This window comes from Serratia sp. TSO36 (assembly GCF_057808395.1).
Window position 1 is genome coordinate 72,172 of record NZ_JBJZOU010000030.1, and the last position, 6,567, is coordinate 78,738.

The window sequence follows — 6,567 nt, forward strand, 5'->3', positions numbered from 1 at the left end:
TCCGCCAGAAAAATATTATTGCTGAATGCTTATACGATAAATCAGTTCATCGTTGATTTCCCGGGACAGCTTTCTCAGACCGGAGAAATAAGGCGTTTGGTTGTCATGGTTACCCAGGCACTCTTTTAATTTACCCAGCACGTACATCAGCTCACCGACACCCAGCTCGCCCGGGCAGAACACCTGAATAAACTGCAGAATATCACCACACTCAATAAATCCGTAGAGTCTGACCTTCTCGTTAATATAATCACTGCGCATCTCTCCTGAAGTATATCCATCAGAGGTCGATGACTGCCCGGCGTAATTTTTGTTCATTACCCCACCTTATAAATAACCACCAACAGGAGAGAAATAATATCCAGATGACGTGATTCGATGGAGTTAATTATCCACACAGGATACAGAACGTCAACGTAGCAGCGGGGCCGGAAATGACCGAAAAGGGGGTAAAAAATCCTGTTCAGTCAATATCCCCACTCACAGACAAAACAGATAACATCCTGACAATCAACCAATTAGCAAACAACATAAATCACTACAGACAGTAAGCCATTCTGACTAATCAGAAAATAAACCCCGAAGCCGAATGGAATATCTCGTTTAATTAATATTAGGAAAGAAAGATAATTCGCAATATTTTCATTTATCAATCACCTCAAAAAACCAACAGAGAAGAAACATTGTAGCAATATTGCAACATGCAAAAGCTACGGCGGGTTGACCCGTGGTAAGCGATATTCCTGCACGCTGTGTGGAGGATGTTCGTTGTAGGGGTCAGTTTGAGTATCGAAAATTATTGTACTATAAGGGCTTCCCCGGCATGTCAACGCCGGTGTTTACGGTTTCTGTCTGCTCGTCAGTAAAATAAAGGGGAGAGACTGCGGTACTATAAACGGCCATGATGAATCGATCTCGATTCGGACCCTGATGAAAGACGCGCGTGAGGTTCTTGTTCGGTAAGCGGAGACGTATATCCTGTACAATAGTCAGATAAGCCTCACGGGGTCCAACCCTTTACCATCAACGAGTTGGAGCTCAGATAGTTATTCTGCTTTATGCTTTAGCTGGCTGAGTACAGCCTGAAATCATCACCGTAATGCAATGACGCCCAGCACAGCCTGGCGTTTTTGGCGGCGATGGCCACAACAGCTCGCCAATACCCCCTGCGCTCAACCAGAGTGCAAACCCAACGACTGAAAGAATCAGTCTTTTTATCGGCGCCAATCAGGACTGAACGTGCCCCCTGAACCAGCAGAGTTCGCAAATACGAATCACCTGCTTTCGTTATCCTGCCAGGCTTTGATTTTCCGCCGCTGCTGTATTGCGATGGCGTCAATCCCAGCCAGGCTGCCAGCTGGGATTGACGCCCATTCTTGAAATCATGTGCATTACCGATACTGGCGACCAGCTTGTGCCCCATCGGATTGTACCCAGGTCCGTTTCTTCTGCCAGAGCTGCAAGTCCAAAGCCTGCAGCAGCTGTGGCCATTTTTCAATAACAACAGGCCGCTGCTCAACGACCTGTTTCGCTGTGCTACCCACGCCATGCTCCGCTGGGCTCGCCAGCAGGGTATTGAAGTCGGCATTTTTTGGCAGATCGCTCTGGCAACCGCATGGCGGCTTTCTCCCCGGTTAAGTTGGGTCAGAATGCGCCTGCGGTAATCTTCATCATCAATATAATTAAGCAGATACAGCGTTTTGTTAATACGTCCTACTTCAATGATTGCCTGAGTCAGCCCTGAGGGGCGTTCACTTTTCAGTAATGAACGGATCAGCACCGAAGCCTGCATCTTGCCCAATTTCAGGGAGCCTGCGGCCCGGATCATTTCGTCCCACTGAAGGACTATTTTTCGGTGATCTGACTGCCCTCTGGCAATATCATTCAGTACGCCATAATCGGCGTCATTGTCCATGCGCCAGAAAACCGAAGCACCGGCATCAGCCAGGCGCGGGGAAAACTGGTATCCCAGCAGCCAGAAAAGGCCAAAAACAAGATCGCTGGCCCCTGCGGTATCGGTCATTATTTCGGTGGGATTTAGTCCTGTTTCCTGTTCCAGAAGGCCTTTCAGCACAAAGATTGAGTCCCTCAGCGTCCCCGGTATAACGATGCCATGAAAGCCGGAATACTGATCGGAAATAAAGTTGTACCAGATGATCCCCCAGTTATGGCCAAAGTATTGATACCGCCCCGCCAGAACGAGCCCGGCATGCTGGCGAAAAATAGCCCACAGGGCAGGAGTATAGCCCTGACGGCCGTGATCAGTGCAGCGCTGACCTACCTGGTGCTTCTGGTGGGGGGCCTGCTGGCCTGACAGAGACCGGCTGCGCCACCGACTGGCTGGCCGTGGTGGCTCCGACCACGCCACAGACGGCTATCAGTCGTCCTTCGCGTATCGCTCCTTTAATGTTATCATCAGCTGCTTATGGTTCGCTAAAAATAAACAAAATGAATATGTCAATAAATGAGTTAGGGTAAGTAAACGATATGTGATTTTTCAATATCGTCAGGATAAGGAATATTTAATGACAACTTTCCTGTTTTTAATATCAGCCGACCCTTTTCACTCGGAGGAAGCTTACCAGCATAAAGAATCAAAAAACCTTGTTTTCCTCTATACTCTGTGGATTTATCAATCGCCGCCGCCGCGACGACCTCTTTCACACTGTAGCTTCCACCTGTCCAGTTAGCTGAAGAACTTAACCCGACCATAAGGTCATGAGGAATTGTTTTAGTACGGAAGAACCCCCCACTCAGCGAGTAACTGCCCGACAGATCTGAACTTACGAAAATCTTTATTACATGGGGGTAATTATAGGCTTTACTGAAACGATCTATTGTGGCACCAACCTTATTGTTTATTTTTCTGACTTCCTGATTTACTTCGGTCTCAAGTTTTTTATCAACCTGTTGTGTAATGGGAGGAATACCCTCTAGCAAAATGTCGAGTGGTGGCACTCCCTGTACAACATTTGATTGCCATCTCAGATCTTTCATGTTCAGAATAAACCCTGAAAGTGCACCAATGAGATAGCTTTCTGAATCAGAACTGGTGTGGATGAAATTTACTTTATCGTTCATTTTATTTATTAACGCATGTTGAAATTCTGGGGTATTGAAGCGTTTACCTTCAGCAATTATTTCCGCAGCAATTTCAATATACCGTGCACTACCCTCTTCAATATCGGTTTGCCTGATGCGGCTTGCATCATCTGGATATAGTGTCTTCCACAGATCAAACCAATACCGCGCATGACCCAGTCCATTTTGATCCCCCTGCAGAGTGGCATGTAAAGATCGAATAATACTGTTACGATAGAATCTAGGGGCAACCTGGACAGGGTAGGCTGTTGCCCGTGAATTATTATCCGGTGATATATTTTTCCATACGTTAGTCTGTACAAAAAAATGAAAAGCTTCATGAGTAGCCACGTTAAACAGGATTGGAACAGGATTCTTCTCTGACTGAAAGCGCGATTTTTCTTCCGGTGGAAGAGTGGCCCCCAAACTGACATAAATTGTGGGTCGGCCGTCAGGCCACTGAATTTCCTGATAATACATATATTCAACAGGTAAATGACGCCGTTGTATTTCGCTGTAGGGGAGCTTCGTTAGACTCTTACTGTCAACTGCCCAGGCATTATGGGCATCAGCAACAATGAGTCTGAGTTGCCGATATACGTGCGTGCCCCATACATTTTCGAGCACTGGCCATGCCTGACGGGTCGCTGTGTAAATAGAATTTACATATATCTCATTTGTAATATCTTTGCCCGCTGCCTGACCCGCCCCAGATAAACTTACAAGACAAAAAACACAACCTCTTAATAAATTAAATTTCATAATTACCCCATTACCATGCATGAGCACTCGCTAGTACAAATGTCACGAAAGATGCTAACTTGACACTCTCATACAAGCTTATAAAACGAGTGCAACTAGTAAGCTCCCAAAAGTGAATAATTTGATAATCACCTCAAATATCAATATTTATAAACCGATCAATTAGGCCCATATTTCACAATATCTCCGGGCTGGCAATTCAATACGCTACATATCGCTTCCAGCGTTGAAAATCGTATTGCCTTTGCTTTTCCACTATTAAGTATTGAGAGATTGGCTTCAGTAATACCTATAGCCTGAGCCAGTTCTTTAGCTGTCATTTTTTTTGATTTCAATATTATGTCAAGTTGTATTATGATTGGCATATTAGATCACCAATTCCTGCTCTTCTTTTATTTCTGTTGCTAACTGCAGTACATAGCTAAGTATCACCAATCCAACACCTATTGGGATATATGTCAAGTTGTCAATTTGAAAGTAGTACTGCGGATTTTCCTCTGAGCTTTGTAATAATGATAAGTACATATCACTAATGATTGAATATATGGATAACACAATAAAACACCATCCAGAAATGGAAATACGTTTTATCTGTTTCTGATTGAAAACAGCTCCCGCTCGAATATCTCTAAACACTTTATAAAAATGCCAAAACATTAAACTGAAAATACAATCTCTCAAAAAGTTACAAATAGCGGATGCCGCTGCATTAAGGTAACTTCCCGGAAGCATTTCGCATTCTTTATGTATTACCCCCCCCAGAACCGAAACATCATTTCCGGTCTGAAGCCAAGCAAATACCTGACCAAGTATCGGTGTGGAAATCAGGCCGATCAATAATGCGAGCTCCATAAATCTACACCAAAATATCATTTTTGATTTGCTAACCATTTTTTCTTACCCATATCATTTTCAGGTATGTTGTGGACAAACTGTGCCTGTAGAAGCCCAATTTATCGATTGTCATACTTCCTAGAGGTCAATTTATAATATGTAGTATTATCGAATAACAATAATAACGCAACACTAAATTATTGTTATTCGATGATTTTAATTAAACACTTTAATAATCAAATTGTTAAGGCTGGACATAGGATCTGTGTGTAATTTCAATCTATGTACAAATGTGACTGTTCATGGTTAGGAGATTGGTAAGCGTCGCATTTGAACCGTCTTGACACTTATGCTGAGGTAAGGTCGGTTTTCCACGGCAGCAGCTCGCGTACCCGATTCGCCGGCCTGTCCTGGATATGACTGAGCACGTAACGCAGCCCCTCTCCGGCTCCACGCCGTTGAGTTTGCACGTGCCGAACAGTATCGCAGCACGTTCTCCGCCTGCATCTGACCCCGCGAACAGCCAGTTTTTGCGCCCCAGCGTGACACCGCGCAGGGCGTTCTCTGCGATATTGTTGTCGATTTCCGCCCAGCCGTTCTCGCAGTAGAGGGTCAACGCATTCCACTGTTTCAACAGATAAGCGAACGCCTTCGCTATCTCCGCGTGGCGCGACAGCACCTTCATCTGAACCTGGATCCATTCGTACCGCGATTACATCCACGGCACCGTCTTCGCTTTTCTCACCGACAGCCGCTTCTCCGCCGGGCTTCCGCGTATCTCGGCTTCGATGCCGTACAGCTCACCTATGCGTCTTAGTGCTTCCGTGGTGGTGTCGGTCGGTGTGCGGACATGAACGTCGTGGATTTTTCGCCGCGCAGGCGCCATGCAGGTGGCTTCCGTGATGCGCCCGTTCTCATACAGTGCGTTGTAGCCCCCATACGCATCGGCCTGCAGGATACCGCTGTACCCGGCTAGGTGCTGCTGCGGATGGATGCCCTTGCGGTCCGGTGAGTACGCGAACCACACCGCCGGCGGCATCACCGAGCCCGCGTTGCGGTCATCTCGCACATATACCCACAGACGGCTGGTTCGCGTCTTGCCGCTGCCCGGCGCCTGGACCGGCACCGGGATGTCGTCTGTGTGCACCTTGCCCGGCATCAGCGCATACTTCTGCAACAGGTCATACAGCGGCTCCAGCAACTCACTGACCGCGCCGGACCAGCGCCCGAGCGTGGCACGACTCAGTTCCACGCCCTGACGGCGGTAGATTTCCGACTGGCGGTAGTGCGGTGTGTGCTCGGCAAACTTCGCCGTGACGTTCCGCGCCAGCAGGCCGGGACCCGCATAGCTGCGCTCGATGGGTTTTGAGGGCATTGGCGATTGCACGATGGTGTCGCACCGGCAACAGCTGTATTAGCTCAGACCTGATCTGACAGTTACCGGTTATTTATACAGGTATCTGTCAGATTACATCTGGCTTAAATTCTTCTCAGCCCAGATGCGTTTTCCATCAAGTAATGTTTCCATCGGCGTCCGGCCACAGCACATTTTCCCCTGATGGGTTCGCTCATTATTATAGTGAGCCAGCCATTCATCAAGATCCGATTGTAATGTATCGAGTTCGCCATAGAGTTTCTTGCGGAACACTACCTGATAAAATTCCTGCAATATCGTCCTGTGGAACCGTTCGCAGATGCCGTTTGTCTGCGGCGACATTGCTTTGGTTTTCGTGTGGTCGATATCATTTATTGCCAGATAAAGCGTAAGCGTACAGCGGGAACCGTATTGACGAATGCGTGTCATTCGGCCAACAGGGTGACACGCCATGGTAGTAGTTCGCTGACCCTGTTGACCGGCCAGTCTGCGATGACATCAAGTACATGCTGGAA

At 47.1% G+C, this 6,567-nt stretch carries 6 protein-coding genes and 6 pseudogenes; 2 read left to right on the top strand and 10 right to left on the bottom strand.

What is annotated here, in order from left to right:
- Window positions 1-15: 15 nt before the first annotated feature.
- Entirely contained in the window at window positions 16-318 is a 303-nt protein-coding gene (locus ACK3CV_RS25205; RefSeq protein WP_164141772.1) for a hypothetical protein, read from the bottom strand.
- 745 nt (window positions 319-1,063) lie between these two features.
- Window positions 1,064-1,411 (bottom strand): annotated as a pseudogene (locus ACK3CV_RS25210) (transposase); the annotation flags it as partial.
- Here ACK3CV_RS25210 and ACK3CV_RS25215 point away from each other — a divergent pair.
- Window positions 1,405-1,592, top strand: a pseudogene (locus ACK3CV_RS25215) (IS91 family transposase); the annotation flags it as partial. The pseudogenes ACK3CV_RS25210 and ACK3CV_RS25215 sit on opposite strands and share 7 nt — an antisense overlap.
- A 2-nt stretch (window positions 1,593-1,594) precedes the next feature.
- On the opposite strand, the pseudogene ACK3CV_RS25220 reads toward ACK3CV_RS25215, so the two are convergent.
- Window positions 1,595-2,182 (bottom strand): annotated as a pseudogene (locus tag ACK3CV_RS25220) (Tn3 family transposase); the annotation flags it as partial.
- Here ACK3CV_RS25220 and ACK3CV_RS25225 point away from each other — a divergent pair.
- A complete protein-coding gene (locus tag ACK3CV_RS25225; RefSeq protein ID WP_164141764.1) occupies window positions 2,168-2,314 on the top strand; it encodes a hypothetical protein in 147 nt (48 codons plus the stop codon). The pseudogene ACK3CV_RS25220 and the gene ACK3CV_RS25225 overlap by 15 nt on opposite strands.
- Before the next feature lie 37 nt (window positions 2,315-2,351).
- On the opposite strand, the pseudogene ACK3CV_RS25230 reads toward ACK3CV_RS25225, so the two are convergent.
- The 7 genes and pseudogenes from ACK3CV_RS25230 to ACK3CV_RS25260 all read right to left on the bottom strand — a co-directional run.
- A pseudogene (locus ACK3CV_RS25230) lies at window positions 2,352-2,494 on the bottom strand (hypothetical protein); the annotation flags it as partial.
- Window positions 2,470-3,843, bottom strand: a complete 1,374-nt coding sequence (locus ACK3CV_RS25235; protein WP_164141770.1) for a hypothetical protein — start codon at window positions 3,841-3,843, stop codon at window positions 2,470-2,472. The pseudogene ACK3CV_RS25230 and the gene ACK3CV_RS25235, both read right to left, overlap by 25 nt.
- A gap of 158 nt (window positions 3,844-4,001) precedes the next feature.
- Window positions 4,002-4,208, bottom strand: coding sequence for a helix-turn-helix domain-containing protein (locus ACK3CV_RS25240; protein WP_164141768.1), 207 nt, complete (start codon window positions 4,206-4,208; stop codon window positions 4,002-4,004).
- A gap of 1 nt (window position 4,209) precedes the next feature.
- Window positions 4,210-4,695 (bottom strand): DUF2975 domain-containing protein, encoded by a 486-nt coding sequence (locus tag ACK3CV_RS25245; protein ID WP_164141766.1) that lies wholly within the window; start codon window positions 4,693-4,695, stop codon window positions 4,210-4,212.
- A gap of 329 nt (window positions 4,696-5,024) precedes the next feature.
- Window positions 5,025-6,088: pseudogene (tnpC, locus tag ACK3CV_RS25250) on the bottom strand (IS66 family transposase); the annotation flags it as partial.
- Window positions 6,089-6,145: 57 nt separating this feature from the next.
- Window positions 6,146-6,439: pseudogene (locus ACK3CV_RS25255) on the bottom strand (integrase core domain-containing protein); the annotation flags it as partial.
- Window positions 6,440-6,477: 38 nt separating this feature from the next.
- A partial coding sequence (locus ACK3CV_RS25260; RefSeq protein WP_489009804.1) for a hypothetical protein occupies window positions 6,478-6,567 on the bottom strand: 90 nt, incomplete at its 5' end.

Coding starts and splice junctions, on each gene's coding strand:
- ACK3CV_RS25235 (WP_164141770.1), bottom strand. CDS start 3,843: ATGAAATTTAATTTATTAAGAGGTTGTGTTTTTTGTCTTGTAAGTTTA.
- ACK3CV_RS25245 (WP_164141766.1), bottom strand. CDS start 4,695: ATGGAGCTCGCATTATTGATCGGCCTGATTTCCACACCGATACTTGGT.
- ACK3CV_RS25225 (WP_164141764.1), top strand. CDS start 2,168: ATGGCCAAAGTATTGATACCGCCCCGCCAGAACGAGCCCGGCATGCTG.
- ACK3CV_RS25205 (WP_164141772.1), bottom strand. CDS start 318: ATGAACAAAAATTACGCCGGGCAGTCATCGACCTCTGATGGATATACT.
- ACK3CV_RS25240 (WP_164141768.1), bottom strand. CDS start 4,208: ATGCCAATCATAATACAACTTGACATAATATTGAAATCAAAAAAAATG.